We start from the raw sequence: 22,097 nt of genomic DNA, 5'->3' as shown, positions 1-22,097 counted from the left end.
GAAGGCACCCGGTCATGGCCAGCGTTGCAGCCAACACCGACGAATGGAATAAATGACATTGATTCTCAATTGTAACTTACCGATAATTGAGAACCATCACCATTTGTTACATTCGCCGGAGCGTTGCCCGCCATGCGTCACTCGATCCCCTTTTGCCCAAAGGCCCTTTCGTTAATCGCCCTGAGCGTGCTCAACACAGCGAATGCCGAAGAGACAGCGCTCAGCCTGCCGGCCACTGACGTGACGTCAACCGCCACCTACGGCGACACCGGCAACCCGCAGGGCTACCAGGGCAAGCCCAGCAGCACCACCACCCGGCTGGACCTGACCAACCAGGAAACGCCCCAGGGTGTGACCAACATCAAACGCGAGCAAATGGATGACTTCAAGCTCAACAGCATCCGCGATGTGTTGACCAGCACCCCCGGCGTCAACGTGCAGAAAGTCGAAACAGACCGCACCTATTTCACCGCGCGCGGTTTCGACATCAACAACTTCCAGTACGACGGCACGGCGATGCCGATGACCAATGGTTTGCTGGTGGGCGATATCGACCTGGCGCCCTACGAACAGGTCGATATCGTGCACGGCGCCAACGGCTTGATGTCCGGGGCCGGCAACCCCTCGGCCACGGTCAACTTCATCCGCAAACGCCCGACTTACGATCCCCAGGCAAAGATCGACGTGACCGCCGGTTCCTGGGACAAACGCCGGGTGGACATCGACGTCTCCGGCCCCCTGACCGACTCGGGCAACGTACGCGGGCGGGTCATCTACGCCAACGAAAACGGCAACTCATACCTTGATCGCTACTCCCGCGAGAAGAACATCTTCAGCGGTCTGCTGGCATTCGACCTGAGCGACAGCGACACGCTGACCCTTGGTTACGAGGACCAGAAAACCAACGCCAATGGCTCAAGCTGGGGCGCACTGCCGCTGGTCGACGGCAATGGCAACGCCATTCATTACAGCAGCACCCATTCCAATATTTCCCAGCCGTGGGTGCATTGGGACGTTCACACGCAACGTGCGTTTGCCGAGTGGGAGCACACCTTCGCCAACGACTGGAAGTCGAAGCTGACCGTCGCCGGCGCCGAGCACCGCGAAGACACCGAGATGTTCTACATGTACGGCGACAGCACTTCACCCACCGGTTACACCGGACTGGGCTCCAAGTACAAAGACAAGAACCTCGAACTCAGTGGCGATTACTCGCTGAGCGGCCCCTTCATGCTCGGCGGTCGGGAACATCAACTCACGCTGGGGGCGAACGCTGCACGCCAGCGCAATCGCGAATCCTCGCAGTACGGTGACGTCCTCAACTACTCGCCTGTGACCCTTGAAGATGCGCTGCATGGCTACCTGCCGCAGCCGAATTACGTCGCTGCGTTACCCGCTGCGACCTCGAACTACACCGATCGCCAGAAGAGCGTTTACGCCGGCGCGCGTTTCAGCCTGACCGACGATCTGCATGTGATCACCGGCGCCCGCATGCTCAGCGCGGACAGCAATGGCGACAACTACGGCTCGGCGCGGGAGGTGCGCATTCACGGCAAAGTCACGCCGTATGCCGGTATCGTCTACGACCTGACCCCCGAATACGCGCTGTACGCCAGTTACACCGAAGTCTTCAATCCGCAGTATTACCTCGACGGTCAAGGCCGGGTGCTCGATCCGCTTGAAGGCAAAAGCTATGAAGCGGGCATCAAGGGCCAGTTGCTGGACAAGAAGCTCAACGTCAGCGCAGCGGTGTTCCATGCCAAGCAAGACAACGTGCCGGGCAGTTCGACCTATGACGCCAACCTGGGCGGCTATGTCTACGAGGCGATGTCCTACGACAGCAGCGGCCTGGAGCTGGAAGCGTCGGGCGAAGTGGCGCCGGGGCTGCAAGTCAACGGCGGGTACACCTACGTCTATATCACTGACAACAACGACAGCCGTGCGCGCAAGTTCATCCCGCGCCACGCCCTGACGTCGTCGATGACCTACCAGTTGCCAATGGCGCCGAAGGTCAAGGTCGGCGGCAGCCTGAGCTGGCAGAGCAAGACTCAGAACGACGACTCGCCGGCGGCCCGCCAGGACGCCTACGCGCTCATCGGCCTGATGACCCGCTACGACATCGATCAGCACTGGAGCACCCAGCTCAACCTCAACAACCTGACCAACGAGAAATACCAACAGAGCCTTCGCTACAACCAGAGCAACTTCGGCGATCCACGTAACTTCACCGCGTCGGTGAGCTGGAGATACTGAGTTCACTGCTCGTGTATCGGCCGCGTGCGGGCAATCGGACGCGGCTTTTTTATGGGCGGACCAGACGTCAGCACACGAGCGATGAGATGAGGTTCCAGCCGAGGGACGGAATTGGCTAAAATGCCGCACTTTTCGCTTCGTACCCCGGAATCGCCGTGAGCCCAGAACCCGACCGCCTATTCGCCCAGCCGCTGCCCCAGGTGCCCGACTTCGCCTTCAACGAAGACGTGGTGCGGGTGTTCCCGGACATGATCAAGCGCTCGGTGCCGGGCTATCCGACCATCGTCGAAAACCTCGGCGTGCTCGCGGCGCAATTCGCCCAGCCCCACAGCGTGCTCTATGACCTGGGCAGTTCACTGGGCGCCGTCACTCAGGCATTGCGTCGGCATGTGCGCACTGAAGATTGCCGGGTGATCGCCATCGACAACTCGTCGGCCATGGTCGAACGCTGCCGCGAGTACCTCAACGCTCAGGACTCGATGTATCAGGAGTTGTTGCCGGTGGAGGTCATCGACGGCGATATCCTGAATCTCGAGTTTCAGCCCGCCTCGGTGGTCGCGCTGAACTTCACCCTGCAATTCATCGCGCCGGAACAACGCCTCGCTCTGCTGACGCGTATCCGCCAGTCGCTGCTGCCCGGCGGCGCGCTGATCGTGTCGGAGAAGCTGCGCTTTGATGACACCGAAGAGCACGCGCTGCTCACCGATCTGCACGTCGCCTTCAAACGCGCCAACGGTTACAGCGAGCTGGAGATTGCGCAGAAACGCAGCGCCATCGAAAACGTGATGAAACCCGACAGCCTTGAGCAGCACCGCGAACGCTTGCTGGCTGCCGGATTCAGCAAAGTCATGCCCTGGTTTCAATGCCTTAATTTCGCCTCGTTGATTGCCCTGCCATGATTGATCTCGCTCCCCTGGTCCGCCGTCTGGCGGGCACGCCACTGTATGCCTGGGCCCAAGGCCTGCAGGCGCAACTCGACGCGAAGATGGAAAAGGGTCATGGCGACCTCGAACGCTGGCAAGGCGCGCTCAATGCCTTGCCAAACCTGACGCCAAGCCGCATCGAGCTGAAGAACGATTTCATCCTCGACGCCGACTGCGATGACGCCACCCGCGAGCAGACTCGCGCCGCGCTGATGGGCCTGTCGCCGTGGCGCAAAGGGCCCTTTGATGTGTTCGGCGTGCACGTCGACACCGAATGGCGCTCGGACTGGAAATGGTCGCGGGTCTCGCCGCACCTTGATCTGAGAGGCAAGCGCGTTCTTGATGTGGGCTGCGGCAACGGCTATTACCAGTGGCGCATGCTGGGCGCAGGCGCCGACAGCGTGATTGGCGTCGATCCCAACTGGCTGTTCTTCTGCCAGTTCCAGGCCATGCGGCGCTACCTGCCGGACTTGCCGGCATGGCACCTGCCGTTCACCCTGGAGGATCTGCCGGCACGGCTCGAAGGATTCGACACGGTGTTTTCCATGGGCGTGCTCTATCACCGCAAATCGCCCATCGATCACCTTCTGGCGCTGAAGGACTGCCTGGTCAAAGGCGGAGAGCTGGTGCTGGAAACCATGGTGGTGGAAGGCGACGCGAATCAGGTGCTGGTGCCGGAAGACCGCTACTCCCAGATGCGCAACGTGTGGTTTCTGCCGTCAGTGCCCGCGCTGGAACTGTGGCTGCGCCGCGCGGGCTTTGTGGATGTGCGCTGCGTTGACGTCAACACCACCACGGTGGAAGAACAACGCGGCACCGACTGGATGCGCTTTCAGTCGTTGAGCGACTTCCTCGATCCGGCGGACCACAGCAAAACCGTAGAAGGCCTGCCGGCGCCGCGGCGTGCGGTGATTGTGGGGCGCAAGCCGTAACCCGACAAAAGCGCTATTGCGCGCGCTCATTCAGCATGACAACACCGCAGATGTCAGTGCGGACAAATCACCCTTGGGAGCGACCGGGGTGGCGCTCCACCTTGCTCGCGAAGGCATTCTGTCTGCCGACATAGTGAGTGAGAGTGCCGGCCTCTTCGCGAGCAAGCTCGCTCCCACAAAGTTTGTGTCTGCTGCACGAAAGCGGAGTGTCAAGACGATGCGCAATCCCCTATCTGTCATTTGTCCTGAGCAGAACCCGCCGCCGCCAGTATCAACGCCTTCATCTCTGACACGGCCGACTTGAAGCCGACAAACAAAGCATGGGCCACCAGCGCGTGGCCGATGTTCAGCTCGTTGATGCCCTTGATCGCCGCGACGGCTTCAACGTTGTGATAGTGCAAGCCATGGCCGGCGTTGACGATCAGGCCCTGGGCCAAACCGAAGGCGACACCATCGGCAATGCGCTTGAGTTCTTCGGCCACAGCGGCCGGGGTTTCAGCGTCGGCATAACGGCCTGTGTGCAGTTCGATGGCCGGCGCGCCAACCCGGGCCGACGCTGCGATCTGGCGCTCATCGGCGTCGATGAACAACGAGACTTCGCTGCCGATGGCCGACAACCGCTCCACCGCCACCTTGATGCGCGCTTCCTGACCGGCGACATCCAGCCCGCCCTCGGTGGTCAGCTCCTCACGGGTTTCCGGTACCAGGCAGATATGCGCAGGCCGAATGCGCTCGGCAAACGCCATCATCGCTTCGGTGACGCCCATCTCGAAGTTCATGCGCGTTTGCAGCACGTCTTTCAGCAGCAACACATCGCGCTCCTGAATATGCCGACGGTCCTCCCGCAAATGCACGGTGATGCCGTCGGCGCCTGCTTCTTCAGCATCCAGCGCGGCCTTGACCGGATCGGGATAGCGCGTCCCGCGGGCCTGACGCAAGGTAGCAACGTGGTCGATGTTCACGCCGAGCAGAATGCGAGTGCTGTGGGTCACGGGGTTCTCCTGATTACTGTGGCGGTGCCAGCCAATGGGTGGCTGATTACGCACGCGAGGAAGGATTTTCTAGGTTTGCGCCGCCGGACGCTAGAGTTTGCGAAACAATTCACGGCTGACCAACGGGCGCCCGCCCAGATGCACGGCCAGGGCCTGGCGCATCAGACGCTTGGCCGCAGACAGCGCCCCCGGCGAACTCCAGTCCGCTTCAGACATCGCCTGCAATTCGGCGCCCTGAAACAATCCTGGCTGAAACAGATAAACCCGCTCAAGGCCGGCATCCACCTGAAGCCGGTACAGGCCGTCGCTGGCCAGTGGATCGCCGTTGACGTCCGCGTCCAGCGCAAAACCGTAACCGAGATCGTCCAGCAGCCGCCATTCGAACGAGCGCAGCAACGGTTCCAGCGCGCGCCCCTCGGCCAACGCCACAAGCGTCGCGGCGTAATGTTCGAACACGCCCGGGTGCGGGTCTTCGGCGGGCAGCAGGCGAATCAGCAGCTCATTGAGATAAAGACCGCTGAACAGCGCCTCGCCTTCCAGCCACGTGGCGACGCCAGCGCCTTCCATTCGCCCCACATTCTTCAACTCGCCCCGCCCGCGAAACTCGACTTCCAGCGGCACAAACGGCCGCGCCATCGTCCCCGCCTTCCCCCGCGCGCTGCGCAACACCGCACGCAAGCGACCCTGCGGGGTAATGAAGTCGACCAGCGCGCTGTTTTCGCGGTACGCACGGCTGTGCAGCACATAGGCGAGCTGACCGACGGGAGGGGTTTGTGACATGGCTATCTCGATGAAAGAACGCGGCCGGACGGGCAATCTTAAACGACTGTGGGAGTGAGGTTACTCACGAAAACCCGGCTCCATCCGCTGAATAGTCAGCGGCTGAAATACCGTCTTCGTGAGCAAGCTCACTCCCACAAGGTTGGATCTGCTGCGCGGCAGTGTGGGATTTCCCCACAGAGCAGCGGTGTCGATCGGCGTCTTACAAGTCGCCGTAACCCAGTGAACGCAACGCGCGCTCGTCATCAGACCAGCCGCCTTTGACCTTGACCCATAGGTTGAGCATGACCTTGGAGTCGAACAGCACTTCCATGTCGCGGCGCGCATCCGAGCCGATACGCTTGATGCGCTCGCCCTTGTCGCCAATGATGATTTTCTTCTGCCCGTCGCGCTCGACCAGAATCAGCGCGTGGATGTGCAGCGTCTTGCCTTGCTGTTTGAATTGTTCGATCTCGACAGTGATCTGATACGGCAGCTCGGCGCCGAGCTGACGCATGATCTTCTCGCGCACCAGTTCCGCGGCGAGAAAACGGCTGCTGCGGTCGGTGATCTGATCTTCCGGGAAGAAATGCTCATTCTCCGGCAGTTGATCGGCGATGACCTTTTCCAGTGCTTCCAGGTTATGCCCCTGCTGCGCCGAGATCGGGATGATCTGTGCGTTCGGCAGTTGCTCCTGCAGCCAGGACAGATGCGGCATCAGCGCGCTCTTGTCTTCGATGCGGTCAGTCTTGTTCAAGGCCACGATCAACGGGCCGGTCACGTACTGCACGCGCTCGAGGACCATCTGGTCTTCTTCGGTCCACTTGGTGCGATCGACCACGAAGATCACCACGTCGACGTCTTTCAACGCTGCCGAAGCGGTCTTGTTCATGTAACGGTTAAGCGCTTTGTCGCTGTTTTTGTGCATGCCGGGCGTATCGACGTAAACCGCCTGTACGGCGCCTTCAGTCTTGATCCCGAGCATGTTGTGCCGGGTCGTCTGCGGCTTGCGCGACGTGATCGCCAGTTTCTGGCCGAGGATGTGGTTCAGCAGCGTCGACTTGCCCACGTTTGGCCGGCCAACAATGGCAACATAGCCACAGCGTGTTGCAGGTGAATCAGTCATTGCCATTCTCCACACCCAGGGCGATAAGGGCTGCGGCCGCTGCTACCTGTTCGGCGATGCGACGGCTGACACCTTGTCCCCGGCTTTTTTCATTCAATAAAGAGATCTCGCATTCGACGAAAAAGATTCGGCAATGCGGCTCGCCCTGGATGTCCACCACTTCATAGCGCGGCAGGTCACAGGCGCGTGACTGAAGGAATTCCTGCAGCCGTGTTTTCGGGTCTTTGTTGGTGTCGACCAGCGTCAGGGTTTCGAACTCGCTGGCCAGCCAGGCCAGCACGCGATCCCTTGCCATGTCCATGCCGGCGTCGAGGTAGATCGCACCGATCAGGGCTTCCAGCGCGTCGGCCAGAATCGACTCACGGCGAAAGCCGCCGCTCTTCAGCTCACCCGAGCCCAGGCGCAGGTACTCACCCAGATCAAAACCACGGGCCAGCAGCGCGAGGGTCTCGCCTTTCACGAGGCGGGCACGCAGGCGGGACAACTGACCTTCGCGCGCCTGGGGGAAACGCTCGAACAGCGCTTCGCCGGCGACGAAGTTGAGAATGGCATCACCGAGGAATTCCAGACGCTCGTTGTTGCGTCCGGCAAAGCTGCGGTGGGTCAGGGCCAGGATCATCAGTTCCTGATCCTTGAAGGTATAGCCGAGCTGACGCTCCAGGCGACTTAATGAAACGCTCACGGTTTACCCACGCTGAATTCGTGGTCGAACTTGACCACCAGATCGATGTTCTGGATCAGTGGTTCACGTTTTTCATACTTCAAATGGGCGAGGAACCTGTTGTTCTCCGTCGTCACAGTTAACGCCTTGTTCAAATCCAAATCCCGAATGTTATTAACCAGCATGCCTTTGGCCACGTAGGCGTTAAGGTCACCGGCGTTGGTGATGTCTGCCGTGCGATCAGTGCCGGCACTTTCGATGATTTTCTTCATCGACAGGTAGTCCATGTAGTGCGGCACGATCTTGGCGGCAGCACTTCCGACAAAGGCCAGAATCGCCAGCAACACCAGCCAGCCGATGAACGACAGGCCTTTTTGCGGACCGGCAGACGTCATGGTTGCTTTCAAGAGTAGCCCTTCCCTGTCACCTGCGAGATCGGCCACGCAACATGGCCCTGAATGACATACGGCGCTGCCAGTGGCAGCGCCGCATCGATTACTTGATCAGACCGACTCGCGAGAAGTTCGGAAAGTGGCTGAGCTTGGGTTCAGGCCAGCTCATCCAGACCGCGAAGGCCTTGCCGACGATGTTCTTGTCGGGGACCATGCCCAGCTCGTCCTTGGGAATGTTGGGGTCATCCCAATAACGGCTGTCGTTCGAGTTGTCGCGGTTGTCGCCCATCATGAAATAGTGGGCGGCCGGAACGGTCCATTCATGGTCGGGCGGCGCGCGGTAGCGGCTCATCTCCTGACGGATCTGGTGTTCCACCTCGCCCAGCTTCTCGTTATAGAGTTCTGCGCTACCCAGCGTGCCCGGCTCCGAACCGATCAGCTGTTTGGCCACCAACTGACCGTTGATGAACAACTGCTTGTCGTTGGTGTAGCGGATCACATCCCCCGGCAGGCCGACGACTCGCTTGATGTAGTTGACGTTGGGGTCGCTTGGGTAGCGGAACACCATCACGTCGCCACGCTGCGGGTCGCCGACCGGGATGATCTTGAGGTCGATCACCGGCAGGCGGATGCCGTACGAGAACTTGTTCACCAGGATGAAATCGCCCACGTCCAGCGTTGGCTTCATCGAGCCCGAAGGGATCTGGAACGGCTCGACCAGAAACGAGCGAAGCACCAGAACGATGAACAACACCGGAAAGAACGACTTGCCGTACTCGACCAGAAACGGCTCCTTGTTCAACCGCTCCACGACCGCGACATCAGGCTGGCTCACGCTGCCTTGATAGTTCGCAATCGCGTTGCGGCGACGCGGCGCCAATATGACCAGATCGAACAGGGCCAGCAAACCGCAAACAAACACGGCGACGACCAGCAACAGCGGGAAATTTAGTGACATAGGGCCTGACTATTCCAACCTGAGCACTGCAAGGAAGGCTTCCTGTGGAATTTCCACGTTGCCGACCTGCTTCATGCGTTTCTTACCGGCCTTCTGCTTCTCGAGCAGCTTGCGCTTACGGCTGACGTCGCCGCCGTAACATTTGGCCAGTACGTTCTTTCTGAGCGCCTTGACGGTTGTACGCGCGATAATCTGGCCGCCAATCGCAGCCTGGATTGCCACGTCGAACATCTGACGAGGAATCAGTTCTTTCATCTTTTCAGTCAACGCGCGGCCTTTGTAGGCAGCGTTGTCACGGTGCACGATCAGCGCCAGAGCGTCGACCTTGTCACCGTTGATCATCACGTCCAGACGTACCAGATTGGCCGACTGATAACGATCGAAATGGTAGTCCAGCGAGGCATAGCCACGGCTGGTCGACTTCAGACGGTCGAAGAAGTCCAGAACCACTTCGTTCATCGGCAAATCGTAGGTCACTTGCACCTGCGTACCGAGGAACAGCATGTCGTGCTGAATGCCACGCTTCTCGATACACAGCGTAATGACGTTGCCCAGGTGCTCTTGAGGCACAAGGATGTTCGCCCGCACGATCGGCTCACGCATGTCCTCGATCGTGGACAGGTCTGGCAATTTCGACGGGTTGTCGACGTAAATGGTTTCACCGGTCTTTAACAGCAACTCGAAGATTACCGTCGGTGCGGTGGTGATCAGGTCCAGGTCGTACTCGCGCTCGAGGCGCTCCTGGATGATCTCCATGTGCAGCATGCCGAGGAAGCCGCAGCGGAAGCCGAACCCCAGCGCGTCGGAGCTTTCCGGCAGATATTGCAGAGACGAGTCATTCAGCGTCAGCTTCTGCAGCGCGTCGCGGAAATCCTCGAAGTCATCGGAGCTGACGGGGAACAGACCGGCGTAGACCTGCGGCTGGATCCGCTTGAAGCCGGGCAGCACCGGAACGTCCGGCGTAGTGCTCAGGGTCAGGGTGTCGCCCACTGGCGCGCCGTGAATATCCTTGATGCCGGCAATGATGAAGCCCACTTCACCGGCTTTCAGATCGGCGGTGGCACTGTGCTTGGGATTGAACACGCCTACGCTGTCGACCAAGTGCATCTTGCCGGTCGACTTGACCAGGATTTTGTCGCCCTTCTTGACGCGGCCATGACGCACACGCACCAGGGAAACAACGCCCAGGTAGTTGTCGAACCATGAGTCGATGATCAGCGCTTGCAGCGGGTCTTCGATGTTGCCGGTCGGCGCGGGAATGGTGTGGACCAGACGCTCAAGCACTTCGTCGACACCCAGGCCGGTCTTGGCGCTACAGACCACGGCGTCGGTGGCATCAATGCCGATGATCTTTTCGATTTCTTCCTTGACCCGGTCCGGATCGGCCTGGGGCAGGTCAATCTTGTTCAGGACCGGCATGACTTCCAGGCCCTGTTCGATCGCGGTGTAGCAGTTGGCAACGGACTGGGCTTCGACGCCCTGACCGGCATCGACCACCAGCAGCGCGCCTTCACACGCCGCCAGCGAACGGCTGACTTCGTAGGTGAAGTCGACGTGGCCCGGGGTGTCAATGAAGTTGAGCTGGTAGGTGATGCCGTCCTTCGCCTTGTAATAAAGGGTGACGCTGTGGGCTTTGATCGTAATCCCGCGCTCACGCTCCAGGTCCATGGAATCAAGGACCTGAGCTTCCATTTCGCGCTCGGTCAGGCCGCCGCACATCTGGATGAACCGGTCAGCCAGCGTCGACTTGCCATGGTCAATGTGGGCGATGATGGAGAAATTGCGGATATGACTCAAATCACTCACGGATCAACACTCGAAAAAGGTCGCAGGCAGACTGCCCGCCAAAAATAGCCGGGAATTGTACCTGAAGGAACGATCAGGCGTCACGTTCACGCGCAGAGCCTGCGCGCCATGCCCTTCGGGCCACAAAAAAAGGAGCGGTTAAACCGCCCCTTTTTTTATTCCCGACGGGTTATTCCGCCAGCTTGAACGTGATGAACGTCGCACGGCCCTGACGCAGCACGCGCATGGAGACAGAGCGATTCTTCGGCAGGTCCTTGGCCACTTCGGTGAACTGCTTCGACGAAGTGATCGCCTGATTGTTCAGGTGAGTGATGACGTCACCCGCCTGCAAGCCGATCAGCGAAGCCGGACCGTCCTGGACTTCCTTGATGACGACGCCGCCCTTGAGATCCAGCGACTTCATCTGCTCGGCGGTCAGATCGACGACCGAAACGCCCAGACGGTTGCTGCTGCGCTCGACACCGGTGTCGGCTGCGCCCATCTCTTCGCCTTCGGCCGGCAAGGCACCCACGGTCACGGTGAGCTTCTGACGCTTACCATCACGAATCACTTCAAGCTCGGCCTTGCTGCCGTCCTTCAGATTGCCGATCAGGTGAGGCAGGTCTGCGGACATAACGATCGGGGTGCCATTGGCGCTCAGGATCACGTCGCCAACCTGCAGACCGCCTTTGGCGGCGGGGCCATCTTCAAGCACTTGAGCCACCAGCGCACCGGCCGGTTTGTCCAGACCGAAGGATTCGGCCAGGTCTTTGTTCACTTCCTGGATCACAACCCCCAGCCAGCCACGGTTGACCTTGCCGCTGGCCTTGAGCTGGTTGGCAACGTCCATCGCCACGTCGATCGGAATTGCGAACGACAGGCCCATGAAGCCACCGGAACGGGTGAAGATCTGCGAGTTGATCCCCACCACTTCGCCCGCCATGTTGAACAGCGGACCGCCCGAGTTACCCGGGTTGATCGCAACGTCGGTCTGGATGAACGGCACATAAGTGTCATTCGGCAGGCTGCGGCCCTTGGCGCTGACGATGCCTTTGGTGACCGAGTGATCGAAGCCGAACGGCGAACCGATCGCCAGCACCCACTCACCCACTTTCAGCTTGTCGGAGTTACCCAGCTTGACGGTTGGAAGGTCCTTACCATCGATTTTCAGAACCGCCACGTCGGTCCGTGGATCGGTGCCGATCAGTTTGGCTTTCATCTCACTGCGATCTGAAAGACGCACAAGGATTTCGTCGGCACCGTCAATCACGTGGTTGTTGGTCAGGATGAAACCGTCCGCGGAAATGATGAAGCCCGAGCCGAGTGACTGCGCCTCACGCTGGCGATCACCCTTGCCGCCTCCTGGCGCACGGGAGCCTGGCGGCGTGCTGCGCTCGAGGAATTCGCGCAGCATCGGTGGCAGGCCTTCCAGATCAGGCATCTGACCCTGGGCAACCGCGCGGTCCGGCAGCTTCTGCCGCGTACTGATGTTGACGACTGCGGGGGAAGCCTGCTCCACCAGAGAGGTGAAGTCCGGCAAGGCTTCGGCCTGAGCGGTGACGACCTGTCCGAGCATCAGCACAGCGGCCATCCAGGCCAGGTAAGGTTTCAAGCGTGGTATCGACATATGGCTCCCGTTTACAACGAGCATGGTTAAGCGGTACGAGCCCGCAGGCTCGCGAAGCATCTGTGCGTCGCGACTTCCCGCGACACCTGTATCTGCTCCAGTTTCCTGGACCCTGAAACAACAAAGGCCACAGCTGTGAAGCTGTGACCTATAGAAAAAAACACATCCGATTGCAACCGACAAAGCGCACCAATCATTTCAGCAGTACCAGTGAAGCCCATATTTAAAGGCTTGTGAACGTGAAACGACCAAATGAAACCTTTTTCATCGTGGCCATCACCGGTGCGCCGAATCAGTTTTTGCTCGTAGCCGCAGCATCGTCCCGCATGGACAGCGCGATGCGCTCGGCCGTCCCGATCGGGATCTCGCCCACCACAGTCACCATGGCATCACCCTTCTGCGTGGTTACGCGACGGGAAACAGCAACGGTCGGGCCCAGCTGAGTACGAATATCGGTCACGGCCGCACCGCTGACCGGCTCGACGAATACCGAGAATCGAGCCAGGCCATCGTCATACATCAGACTCGTTACCAGACTCTTGGAATCCGGGTCCTTGCGTGCCGCAGCGCTGCTCAAGTCAAAACCCGGCGGCAGCCAGTCGGACCGCCACGCGACCTTTTGCTTGGGCGCATCAGTATTTGCTTTGACCACTTCGACCGGCTTGCAGTCAGCACCGGCGGCGAGCATCTGATCGGTCAGCGACTGCGAGGTATTGAGGTCAGTGAACTGAAAACGCTCGAGCAACTGGCCCTTGTCGCTGAGCAACAACGACTTCAGGGGCAAGCCGGTTTCACTGTCGAGGTGCAGTTCAATGCCGTAACGGTGCTGATCCCGGGGAGTCAGCGTCACGACATTGGCGAGACGTCCAGCAACACGCGAAGTGCCTGCCGATTTGATGTCGTACCAGGATGACAACCTGGCAGCATCGAACGCTCGGGCCGGAGAGTCAGGAACGCTGGACACCCCTTCTTCGAGGGTACCGCTAACGCATTGGGTTACCCCATTGACGCGCAGCACTTCCTGAGGAGAGCCATCCAGTTGCAGAAGATGCTCACGAACCTTGCCGTCGGCGACCCGCTGCCAGATTCGGTGAGTGGAGAAACTGCCGTTACGCTCGTAAACGAATGTGCCGGTGTAGCTTTGCTGCTGCTCAGCCTGCGCAAGACGTTTCAGCTGGTCTTGCGCGTCATCGGCATGAGCGGGAAGGACCAGCCATCCACACAGCAGAAGCGGCAGTAGAGGGATGGCGCGCATGATCCTCCTTAACGGTTTTCCAGGCTTGCAGCGCGAGCGTACGGCAGAGCGCCTTCAGCGCCTTTCATCGCCGCTTGCTGAGCATGTTGACGCAAGTAACCTGGCAGACGCTGGTCATGCCAGCCGGCCTGATTCTGCAGCACACCGCTTGCCATCGGACCCGGGGACTGTTCGCCCTCGGTGTAGCCCGCCAATACTGCCGGCCCTTTGGCCTGCGGCATTGCGACGTTGCTCGGCTGGGATTGCTGAGCCAGTTGCGCCCCTGCAATTTCGTCCTGATTGTACAGACGTACACCGGCCAGCACGGCAACCGTTACCGAGGCGGCTACGGCCAGACGGCCCAAGGTGCGCCAAGGACCGCGGCCGGCCTTCAGCGGGCTGACTTCATCAGCGATCCCGGCAGCAACAGCGGCCGAAATATCCAGATGAGGCATCAGTAATTCTTTATGCATCGCCGCACGGGCAATCTGATAACGGGACCAGGTGGCTCGTGTGTCCGCATCTTCAATAGCGCTAAGCACGCGACGCAGTTCCAATTCGTCCGCTTCGTTATCCATCACCGCGGACAGCGATTCCTGCAGGGCTTCACGACTCATGGCGGTTCCTCTCTTGTGGCTATCGCCGCTGTCTCAGGTTTCCTGCAACAGAGGTTGCAAGGCTTTGTCGATGGCTTCCCGAGCGCGGAAAATGCGAGAGCGCACGGTACCAACGGGACATTGCATGACGCTGGCAATGTCTTCGTAACTCAGACCGTCGAACTCACGCAACGTTAAAGCTGTACGCAAATCTTCTGGCAGTAGCTGGATGGTTCGGTGGACGGTGCCCTCGATCTCATCCCGCAGCAATGCCCGCTCTGGCGACTCGATGTCCTTGAGGCCGTGATCGCCGTCATAGAACTCCGCGTCTTCCGATCTGACATCGCTATCCGGCGGCCGCCGACCTCGCGACACCAGATAGTTCTTCGCCGTGTTAATGGCGATACGGTACAGCCACGTATAAAACGCACTGTCACCGCGGAAGTTACCAAGTGCGCGATAGGCTTTGATGAACGCCTCTTGCGCAACGTCCTGGGCTTCGTGGGTGTCGTGAACGAATCTCACGATCAACCCAAGAATCTTGTGCTGATATTTCACCACTAGCAGATCAAAGGCTCGCTTGTCGCCGCGCTGTACGCGTTCAACCAGCTGCTGATCTTCTTCCTGGGTTAGCATGAACACTCCTCATAAAGCTTAAAGGAGCATCGCATCGGCTCTTTCGCAGGCTTGCAAACATAGACTCGGGCTTTAAGCAAAAGTTCTCCCCCCTTCAAGCAAGTTTCCGGCGAGCGTCTGCTGCCCGCACGGAAAACGCCGCTCGAACCAGGTCGGCTGCGTAAATAATCTTGTCGTCAGAAGCGTTCGTACTGGCTGAAAACCGCCATTGCGTAACGTCGACGCTGTTCCTTTATGGGCAACCCACTATTGAACGTGCGGGTTCGTGAAAAGTTCCCACCGTTCATTATTGGGTGTAAGACACACGTCCCGTCAGCTGTAGGACTCAATCCGTATGAAGCTGTAGGAAAGATCGCGTCCATCAAGCGGGGTGCAGGACGTCGCAGGGTGGCGCACACTCCGCTCCCACTGTGATTCACCGTTGCCATAAAGCGCGGCCATTGTGCCGTTCCACCCTTGCTTATACTAGTGGCCATTTAGATACCGGAAGCAGAGATGAGTCAGCATTTCCAGCACGACGTATTGGTAATAGGCTCCGGCGCAGCCGGTTTGAGCCTTGCGCTGACATTGCCCGGGCATCTGCACGTGGCGGTCCTCAGCAAAGGCGATCTGGCGAACGGTTCGACTTTCTGGGCCCAGGGCGGCGTTGCGGCGGTACTGGATGACACCGACACCGTTCAGTCCCACGTCGAAGACACCCTGAACGCAGGCGGCGGGCTGTGCAACGAGGACGCAGTCCGGTTCACCGTCGAACACAGCCGCGAGGCCATTCAGTGGCTGATCGACCTTGGCGTGCCCTTTACCCGGGATGACCCATCAAGCGGTGTGGACGGCGGGTTCGAGTTTCACCTCACCCGCGAGGGCGGGCACAGCCACCGCCGGATCATTCACGCCGCCGACGCCACCGGCGCAGCGATCTTCCGCACATTGCTGGCGCAGGCCAAGTCGCGTCCCAATATCGAACTGCTGGAACAACGCGTGGCGGTTGATCTCATCACCGAATCGCGGCTGGGTCTGGAGGGGGAGCGTTGCCTGGGCGCCTATGTGCTGGATCGCTCGACGGGCGAAGTCGACACCCACAGCGCACGCTTCACCATTCTGGCGTCCGGCGGCGCGGCGAAAGTCTATCTGTACACCAGCAATCCAGACGGCGCCTGCGGCGACGGTATCGCGATGGCCTGGCGCTCGGGCTGCCGCGTGGGCAACCTGGAGTTCAACCAGTTTCACCCCACGTGCCTGTATCACCCGCAAGCCAAGAGCTTTTTGATTACCGAAGCGCTGCGCGGCGAAGGCGCCTACCTGAAGCTACCCAATGGCGAGCGCTTCATGCAGCGTTTTGACCCACGGGCCGAACTGGCGCCCCGTGACATCGTTGCCCGCGCCATTGACCACGAAATGAAACGCCTGGGCGCCGATTGCGTGTTTCTGGACATCAGCCACAAGCCCGAAGCCTTCATCAAGAGCCACTTCCCGACCGTGTACGAGCGTTGCCTCACGTTTGGCATCGACATCACGCGTCAGCCGATTCCTGTGGTCCCGGCGGCGCACTACACCTGTGGCGGCGTTCTGGTTGACCAGCAAGGCCGCACCGATGTGCCCGGCCTTTACGCCATCGGCGAGACCAGCTTCACCGGCCTGCACGGCGCCAATCGAATGGCCAGCAACTCGCTGCTGGAATGCTTCGTTTATGCCCGCTCCGCTGCGGCGGACATCGTGACTCAGCTCGAGCAAATCCCGCAGCCGCAAAATCTGCCGGCATGGGACTCGAGTCAGGTGACCGATTCCGACGAAGACGTGATCATTGCCCACAACTGGGATGAGCTGCGACGCTTCATGTGGGATTACGTGGGGATCGTTCGCACCAACAAGCGTCTGCAGCGCGCCCAGCATCGGGTGCGGCTGTTGCTGGATGAGATTGACGAGTTTTACAGCAACTATAAGGTCAGCCGCGATCTGATCGAGCTGCGCAACCTGGCCCAGGTGGCAGAACTGATGATTGCGTCGGCGATGGCGCGCAAGGAAAGCCGCGGGTTGCATTACACGCTGGATTATCCGGATATGCTGCCCGAAGCGCTGGACACTATTCTGGTGCCGCCCACCTACGCCGGCTGAACTTCAGGCGTAGACGCAGGCGCCGGTGGCTGTCCGGCCCCATGGCGTCTGCCGGGATGCACAGACTCCGAACCCACAAGCGGCTCAGCCAAGAGCCCTTCGCAACCTTGAAGCGCAACACGACCACCTTAGGAAGCGCCAGGCTGTCCGGGCGTAGCTGCACCGGTTGCCAGCCGCCCTCTTCACTCCACAACGCCCAACCGCTGCTGTCACGCCGCAGCCCGGTGAGCGACTGCGGCTGATCGAGCAGAATGAATGGGCGAAGACTGCGGGATGCGTGCAAGGCGCACAGCAGGACGCCGATGGCTTTCGCCCACAGGGGAATTAAGGAGGACTATTGACGCCAGCGCAAGGATTTGCGTGACGAGGTACGCCGTTAGCAGCACCCGCGAGGGTTGCCAACGGCATTCGAAACGATCACTTCGGCTGGACACGGTCCAGAATCATCCGAACCATGCGCTGCAGCTCCGGGTCTTCCGACTCCGCGCGCTGCATGAACCAGCCGAACATGTCCTGATCTTCGCAGGTCAGCAGGCGCACATAGAGGTCGCGATCGACCTGGTTGAGCGTCGGATAGACTTCTTTGACGAACGGCACCAGCAATACGTCCAGCTCGAGCATGCCGCGACGGCTGTGCCAAAAGAGGCGATTGAGTTCAACATCTTCGACCATGGAGGGCTCCTCGAATTTGCCGGCGAGTATACAGGCGCATCGTCCCGGGGCGTACTTGCAGTTGGTCGCAGCTTTTTGCGTATACCCATTAACGACACGCGGCACTATGATGGTGCCCCAGACTTCTACCCTGCGATGACTCATGGCCGCTCCAGCATTTTTCTGCCCCCTGTCCCATGAAGGTGTGCTCGCCGTTCGCGGCGTGGATGCCGGCAAATTCCTGCAAGGCCAACTGACTTGCAACCTCGATTACCTCAGCGAAGCCAGGGCCACCCTCGGTGCGCGCTGCACGCAAAAGGGCCGTATGCAATCCAGCTTTCGCATCCTGCTTGAGGGTGACGGGGTGTTGCTGGCAATGGCCAGCGAGCTGATCGAAGCGCAATTGCTGGACCTGAAAAAATACGCCGTCTTCTCCAAATCCAAATTGACCGACGAAAGCGCCTCCTGGGTGCGATTCGGCCTGCAGGACAGCGACGGCGCACTTGTCAGCCTCGGCCTCGACCTGGCGCAGGAGACAGACTCGGTCGTCCGTGCCAACGACCTCATTGCCATTCGCGTCTCCCCGGCCCGCGCCGAATTGTGGGTACGTGCCGAGCAGGCCGATGACGTGCGCAGCCGGCTGATCGCCCACGTCCCGGAAGCACCGCTCAACGACTGGCTGCTGGGGCAGATCCGCGCCGGCATCGGCCAGGTGTTCGGGCAGACCCGCGAAGAATTCATCCCGCAGATGATCAACCTGCAAGCCGTGGGCGGGGTGAGTTTCAAGAAAGGTTGTTACACCGGCCAGGAAATCGTGGCGCGGATGCAGTACCTCGGCAAGCTTAAACGCCGGCTGTATCGCCTGACTATGGCCGGCAACGAGCTGCCCGAGCCCGGCGCTGCGTTGTTTTCGCCAGTACATTCAAGCGCGGTAGGCAACGTTGTGATCGCGGCCCGGTCTGATGTCGGGATCGAGGTGCTGGCGGTCTTGCAGGCGGATGCGGCGGAAGATGGTCGGATCCACCTTGGTGGGGCAGAGGGCGAGGCCCTGCACTTGAACGAATTGCCCTACACCCTCGACGCGAAGCTCGAAACACAGCGTTGAACCCGGTTGAAGCATGTGCGAGACGTCAGCGTAGTCACCAGCGCCGTCCCCTCGAGTGGGCGGCCGCTGGCCGGAATGCAATGTCCAGAGATCCAATATGAGTAGCATGGCTGACGAAGTGCAGAGGGATCTGATCAAGGCGATCGACAAGGATGCTCTGTTTCTGCCAACTCTCCCTGAAGTTGCACTGAGGATTCGTCTGGCGGCGGAAGACTCGGAAATTTCCATTGCAGCGCTGAGCAAGGTCATCGGCAGCGACACCGCGCTGTCGGCCCGGCTGATCAAAGTCGTCAACAGCCCACTGCTGCGGCCGAACTTTGAAGTCAGCGACGTGCTGACGGCGGTTCGACGTCTGGGCGTGAACTACAGCTGTAACCTGGCCATCGGGCTGGTGGTGGAGCAGATGTTTCACGCCAAGTCCGATGTCATTGAAAACAAGATGCGCGACATCTGGAAACTCAGCATGCAGGTGGCCGGGGTGTGTAATGTCCTCAGTTACCGCAGTGCGCGTTTAAAGGCTGACAAAGCCACCCTGGCCGGGCTCGTTCACCTCATTGGCGTGCTGCCAATCCTGACTTACGCCGAAGACAACTACGAGTTGCTCGCCGACCCTATCAGCCTCAATCACGTTATCGAACGCATCCATCCAGTCATTGGCGAGCGGCTTCTGCGCTCGTGGGATTTCCCGGAAGGCCTGGCGATCGTGCCCCGGCAGTTTCAGAATTTCAGCCGTGTTTCCGATCAGGCCGACTACGTGGATCTGGTGCAGGTGGCGACGATTCACATTCATGAGATGAACGGCACGCCGTACTCCAATCTGCAGTTTCAGTCAGTGCCAGCCGTGTCGCGGTTGGGCCTGAACATGGCTGACGGCGCGCTGATCAACGAGATGAATCAGGCGATGACGCTGCTGTACTGATCGCTTTTATGGGCCCGCTCAGCCGAGTCCCACCAATCCCGACTCCGGCACCATAAAGCTCACCCTCACTTTCAGGCCCCGCTGTGCGCCGTCATGCAAGGTGATGCGCGCCAGATGTGCCCTGCAGATTTCACCCACAATGGCCAACCCCAGGCCCGAACCCTTGCTCTGCTGATTGCGTCGATAGAAGCGCTCGAACACCCGGTCGCGCTCGTGAGCCGGAATGCCGGGGCCGTCGTCCTCGACTTCCAGCGTGCACGGCGCATGGACGCGCAAGATCACGTTGCCGCCCGCAGGGGTGTGGGCCAGGGCGTTGTCCACCAGATTGCTCAGCAGCTCGTTGAGCAACGTGGGTTCGCCGCGCATCCACACCGGCTCGTCGGCTTCCAGCGCCAACGCCACACCCCGGGCGTGGGCAAGCGGCGCCATAGCCATGCCCAGTTCCCGCGCCAGTTGGCTGAGGTCGAGCAATTGCGCGCCGCCTTCGGCAATGGCTCGCGCGCCGTTCTCGATGCGTGCCAGCGACAGCAGCTGGTTGGCCAGATGGGTCAGTTTGTCGGTGCCGGAGGCAGCGCTTTCCAGGGTGTTGCGCCACGCGGCGGGCTCCTGATCACGCAGCCCCAGCTCCAGCCGCGCCTTCAAGGCGGCCAGCGGCGTGCGCAATTCATGGGCCGCGTCGGCGATGAACTGCGCCTGGCGCTCGAACTGCATGCGCAGCCGCTCGGTGAAGTGGTTGAGGGAGCTGACCAGCGGGCGCAGTTCGTGCTGCACCTCGACCAGCGGCAGCGAGCGCAAATCGTCAGGCTGGCGTTCTTCCACCGCCGTACGCAGGCGATCCAGGGGCCGCAACGCGGCGCTGACCGTGAACCAGACCAGCAACAACGCGCCGCTGCCGAGCATGCCCAGACGCAGCAAGGTGTCGGCCATCAAGGCCTGAGCCATGTCCACCCGGGCTTCTTCGGTTTCCGCCACGCGGATCTCGGCCATGCCGTTCATGTTCGGTTCGCTTACGGCCTTGAGCAGGCTGACCACCCGTACGTCCTGGCCTTGATAACGGCCGCTGTAGAACTTGGCGAGGGCCGGATAAGCGTCGGTGCGCGGCGTGCCCGGCGGCGGCGCGGGGATGTTTTCGTAGCCCGAAATGAGCTTCTGATTGATGTCGTTGACCTGGTAGTAAATGCGTCCCGCGCTGTCGTAGGCGAAGGTATCCAGGGCCACGTAGGGTACGTCGGCGCTGAGGGTGCCGTCGCGCTCCGACAGTCCGGCGGCGATGGTCCGCGCCGAGGCCAGCAGGGTGCGATCGTAAGCGGTGTCTGCTGCTTCGCGTCCGTTCCAGTAGGCGCTCATGCCGCTGGCGATCATCAGCACCACCAGCAGCAAACCCAGGTTCCACAGCAAGCGCCAGCGCAGGCTGTTTTCCGCTGAAGGAAACGGATTAAGCATCCCGGCTTTCCAGCAGGTAACCCAGGCCCCGGAACGTGACGATCGCAATCGGGTGCCCATCGAGCTTCTTGCGCAGACGGTGTACGTAGATTTCGATGGCGTCGGCGCTGGCCTCTTCGTCCAGCCCAAACACCTGCGCCGCCAGTTGCTCCTTGCTCATGACCCGACCGGGGCGAGCGATCAGCGATTCGAGCACGGACTGCTCGCGGGATGTCAGCGTCAGGAGTTCTTCACCGAGGGTGAAGCGGCGGGTATCGAGGTCGTAGACCAGTTCGCCGCAGCGTTGCTGGCGTTCGCCGCCGAGTACGCTGCGGCGCAACAACGCCTTGACCCGCGCCTCCAGCTCAGACAGTTCGAAGGGTTTGGCCAGGTAGTCGTCGGCGCCGAGGTTCAGGCCGTGGACCCTGTCCTTCACGTCGCTGCGGGCGGTCAGCATCAGCACCGGGGTGTTCTTGCCCCGCGCCCGCAGACGCGCCAGCACCTCAAAACCGTCCATGCGCGGCAGGCCGACATCGAGCACCACCACGGCATATTCTTCGCTGCTCAGGGCCAGATCAGCTGCAACGCCGTCGTGCAGAACGTCAACGGTCAGGCCGCTGCTCTTGAGTGCCAGCGCGACGCTTTCCGCCAGTTGCAGATGATCTTCGACGAGCAGGACACGCATCGATTTCTCCCCATTGAGCATTTTATGGGCGGAGTTTACAGGCGCGCCGTCGTCTGTGAAGGCCCGGCGCGCTGGAATGACTCCGGCGCTGACGAGCAACGTCTCTGCAACGGTCCAGCCGAACGCAGCCTGAGCGCTTCGTGAAAGGTAGTTGAAAGGTTGATGAAAGCTTCGCTGATTAGGATCCCGTTACGACTTGTCACGATTGCGTCCCGCGTGACGCTGCTGATGCCAGGGTCGTGACGAAAAACGCCTCGATGCGTTTTCAACAATAAGAACAATATCGGAGTCATCAGTGATGCCCTCACTGCAATCATCGGCCCTCGCGC

20 protein-coding genes and 1 pseudogene are annotated in these 22,097 nt (G+C 60.4%); 6 read left to right on the top strand and 15 right to left on the bottom strand.

The window, feature by feature from the left end; translation table 11 throughout:
- Positions 1-132: 132 nt before the first annotated feature.
- From QMX88_RS03075 to cmoB, 3 genes are all read left to right on the top strand, one after another.
- Positions 133-2,253 (top strand): TonB-dependent siderophore receptor, encoded by a 2,121-nt coding sequence (locus QMX88_RS03075; protein ID WP_282366181.1) that lies wholly within the window; start codon positions 133-135, stop codon positions 2,251-2,253.
- Between the two features lie 155 nt (positions 2,254-2,408).
- Entirely contained in the window at positions 2,409-3,152 is a 744-nt protein-coding gene (gene cmoA, locus QMX88_RS03070; RefSeq protein ID WP_282366180.1) for a carboxy-S-adenosyl-L-methionine synthase CmoA, read from the top strand.
- Complete coding sequence (cmoB, locus tag QMX88_RS03065; RefSeq protein ID WP_282366179.1) at positions 3,149-4,108, top strand: tRNA 5-methoxyuridine(34)/uridine 5-oxyacetic acid(34) synthase CmoB; 960 nt, start codon at positions 3,149-3,151, stop codon at positions 4,106-4,108. The genes cmoA and cmoB overlap by 4 nt, the downstream gene beginning before the upstream one ends.
- A 236-nt stretch (positions 4,109-4,344) precedes the next feature.
- Here cmoB and pdxJ read toward each other — a convergent pair whose 3' ends face one another.
- From pdxJ to rpoE, 11 genes are all read right to left on the bottom strand, one after another.
- Positions 4,345-5,100, bottom strand: coding sequence for a pyridoxine 5'-phosphate synthase (pdxJ, locus tag QMX88_RS03060; protein ID WP_282366178.1), 756 nt, complete (start codon positions 5,098-5,100; stop codon positions 4,345-4,347).
- A 90-nt stretch (positions 5,101-5,190) separates the two neighbouring features.
- The gene (gene recO / locus QMX88_RS03055; RefSeq protein ID WP_282366177.1) at positions 5,191-5,880 is read right to left on the bottom strand and encodes a DNA repair protein RecO; all 690 of its coding nucleotides are present in this window, start codon (positions 5,878-5,880) and stop codon (positions 5,191-5,193) included.
- A gap of 202 nt (positions 5,881-6,082) precedes the next feature.
- Positions 6,083-6,985 (bottom strand): GTPase Era, encoded by a 903-nt coding sequence (gene era, locus QMX88_RS03050; protein ID WP_065992456.1) that lies wholly within the window; start codon positions 6,983-6,985, stop codon positions 6,083-6,085.
- Positions 6,978-7,667 carry a ribonuclease III gene (gene rnc, locus QMX88_RS03045; protein WP_037014347.1) on the bottom strand — a complete coding sequence of 230 codons (690 nt, stop codon included), beginning with the start codon at positions 7,665-7,667 and terminating at the stop codon, positions 6,978-6,980. Before rnc ends, era begins: the two co-directional genes overlap by 8 nt.
- A complete protein-coding gene (locus tag QMX88_RS03040) occupies positions 7,664-8,041 on the bottom strand; it encodes a DUF4845 domain-containing protein (protein ID WP_192171633.1) in 378 nt (125 codons plus the stop codon). The genes rnc and QMX88_RS03040 overlap by 4 nt, the downstream gene beginning before the upstream one ends.
- A 100-nt stretch (positions 8,042-8,141) precedes the next feature.
- A complete protein-coding gene (gene lepB, locus QMX88_RS03035) occupies positions 8,142-8,996 on the bottom strand; it encodes a signal peptidase I (protein ID WP_282366168.1) in 855 nt (284 codons plus the stop codon).
- Between the two features lie 9 nt (positions 8,997-9,005).
- Positions 9,006-10,802: a translation elongation factor 4 gene (gene lepA / locus QMX88_RS03030; protein ID WP_065992448.1), complete on the bottom strand. Its 1,797-nt coding sequence runs from the start codon at positions 10,800-10,802 to the stop codon at positions 9,006-9,008.
- 169 nt (positions 10,803-10,971) lie between these two features.
- Positions 10,972-12,408 carry a DegQ family serine endoprotease gene (locus QMX88_RS03025; RefSeq protein ID WP_197983661.1) on the bottom strand — a complete coding sequence of 479 codons (1,437 nt, stop codon included), beginning with the start codon at positions 12,406-12,408 and terminating at the stop codon, positions 10,972-10,974.
- A 292-nt stretch (positions 12,409-12,700) separates the two neighbouring features.
- On the bottom strand, positions 12,701-13,663 hold the full coding sequence (locus QMX88_RS03020) for a MucB/RseB C-terminal domain-containing protein (RefSeq protein WP_282366165.1): 963 nt from the start codon (positions 13,661-13,663) through the stop codon (positions 12,701-12,703).
- Between the two features lie 8 nt (positions 13,664-13,671).
- Positions 13,672-14,259, bottom strand: a complete 588-nt coding sequence (locus QMX88_RS03015; RefSeq protein WP_282366164.1) for a sigma-E factor negative regulatory protein — start codon at positions 14,257-14,259, stop codon at positions 13,672-13,674.
- A gap of 33 nt (positions 14,260-14,292) precedes the next feature.
- Positions 14,293-14,874, bottom strand: a complete 582-nt coding sequence (gene rpoE, locus QMX88_RS03010) for an RNA polymerase sigma factor RpoE (protein ID WP_037014368.1) — start codon at positions 14,872-14,874, stop codon at positions 14,293-14,295.
- 495 nt (positions 14,875-15,369) lie between these two features.
- Between rpoE and nadB the strand changes: the two genes are divergently transcribed.
- Positions 15,370-16,986, top strand: a complete 1,617-nt coding sequence (gene nadB, locus QMX88_RS03005; RefSeq protein WP_282366155.1) for an L-aspartate oxidase — start codon at positions 15,370-15,372, stop codon at positions 16,984-16,986.
- On the opposite strand, the pseudogene QMX88_RS03000 reads toward nadB, so the two are convergent.
- Together QMX88_RS03000 and QMX88_RS02995 are read right to left on the bottom strand one after the other, a co-directional pair.
- A pseudogene (locus QMX88_RS03000) lies at positions 16,955-17,420 on the bottom strand (protein YgfX). The gene nadB and the pseudogene QMX88_RS03000 overlap by 32 nt on opposite strands.
- The gene (locus tag QMX88_RS02995) at positions 17,404-17,658 is read right to left on the bottom strand and encodes an FAD assembly factor SdhE (RefSeq protein WP_065992433.1); all 255 of its coding nucleotides are present in this window, start codon (positions 17,656-17,658) and stop codon (positions 17,404-17,406) included. The pseudogene QMX88_RS03000 and the gene QMX88_RS02995 overlap by 17 nt, the downstream one beginning before the upstream one ends.
- Before the next feature lie 142 nt (positions 17,659-17,800).
- Here QMX88_RS02995 and ygfZ point away from each other — a divergent pair, with 142 nt between their 5' ends.
- Both ygfZ and QMX88_RS02985 read left to right on the top strand, forming a co-directional pair.
- The gene (ygfZ, locus tag QMX88_RS02990) at positions 17,801-18,742 is read left to right on the top strand and encodes a CAF17-like 4Fe-4S cluster assembly/insertion protein YgfZ (protein WP_282366151.1); all 942 of its coding nucleotides are present in this window, start codon (positions 17,801-17,803) and stop codon (positions 18,740-18,742) included.
- A 97-nt stretch (positions 18,743-18,839) separates the two neighbouring features.
- Positions 18,840-19,661 (top strand): HDOD domain-containing protein, encoded by an 822-nt coding sequence (locus tag QMX88_RS02985; protein WP_282366149.1) that lies wholly within the window; start codon positions 18,840-18,842, stop codon positions 19,659-19,661.
- Between the two features lie 18 nt (positions 19,662-19,679).
- Here the strand turns inward: QMX88_RS02985 and QMX88_RS02980 are convergent, their stop codons facing one another.
- Together QMX88_RS02980 and QMX88_RS02975 are read right to left on the bottom strand one after the other, a co-directional pair.
- Entirely contained in the window at positions 19,680-21,104 is a 1,425-nt protein-coding gene (locus QMX88_RS02980; protein ID WP_282366148.1) for a sensor histidine kinase, read from the bottom strand.
- Entirely contained in the window at positions 21,097-21,768 is a 672-nt protein-coding gene (locus QMX88_RS02975) for a response regulator (protein WP_192171643.1), read from the bottom strand. Before QMX88_RS02975 ends, QMX88_RS02980 begins: the two co-directional genes overlap by 8 nt.
- Between the last annotated feature and the right edge of the window lie 329 nt (positions 21,769-22,097).

The organism is Pseudomonas sp. PS02290 (assembly GCF_029960075.1).
GTDB lineage: Bacteria > Pseudomonadota > Gammaproteobacteria > Pseudomonadales > Pseudomonadaceae > Aquipseudomonas.
The sequence above is the reverse complement of the archived record's forward strand: the minus strand, read 5'-3'. Positions and strand labels throughout refer to the sequence as shown.